This window comes from Oleiphilus sp. HI0123 (assembly GCF_001635315.1).
Genome location: NZ_LWGE01000771.1, coordinates 1 through 526, shown reverse-complemented (window position 1 = coordinate 526; position 526 = coordinate 1). Strand labels below are relative to the sequence as shown.

The 526-nt window shown below is 45.2% G+C and carries 1 protein-coding gene and 1 pseudogene; one reads left to right on the top strand and one right to left on the bottom strand.

Going from position 1 to position 526, the window contains the following annotated elements:
• Positions 1–275 (top strand): annotated as a pseudogene (locus A3761_RS06810) (polyphosphate kinase); the annotation flags it as partial.
• An 11-nt stretch (positions 276–286) separates the two neighbouring features.
• Here the strand turns inward: A3761_RS06810 and A3761_RS06805 are convergent.
• On the bottom strand, positions 287–526 hold a 240-nt coding region (locus tag A3761_RS06805), incomplete at its 5' end, for a DUF1244 domain-containing protein (RefSeq protein ID WP_068750019.1).

Here is a 526-nt window from a genome sequence, read left to right as displayed (position 1 = left end):
ACACACCAGAAAAGCAATGGAAGCTAACAGAAGAAGACATCCGAAATAGGCTAAAATGGGACGATTACACACACGCAAGCAACGATATGTTCCGTTTCACTAGTACCGAAGCATCACCCTGGAACGTAGTACCCGCTAATCATAAGTGGAGCATGCGAGTTGCTGTCATGCAGAAGCTGAATGATCAGCTTGTGAAAGGTGTTGATATCACACCACCCGCTCTCGACCCAAAGCTGGTCAAAGCTGCCAAGAAGCATTTGGGTCTAGAAATTTAGGCAGGAGTGATTTACTTCTGCTTCGCTTCAAAAGCTTCGAGCTGCTGAGGCGTTGCCTTCAATTGATGCTTCTCTTTCCATTCAGAATAAGGCATACCATAAACGGCTTTACGCGCCTGATCATAGTCAATTTCAACACTTTGCTCTTCGCCAGCGGCCATGTACCATTTTGCTAAGCAGTTACGACAGAAGTCAGCCAGAATCATTAGGTCGATATTTTGCACTTCTTTGTGGTCGTCAAAGTGTTTTAG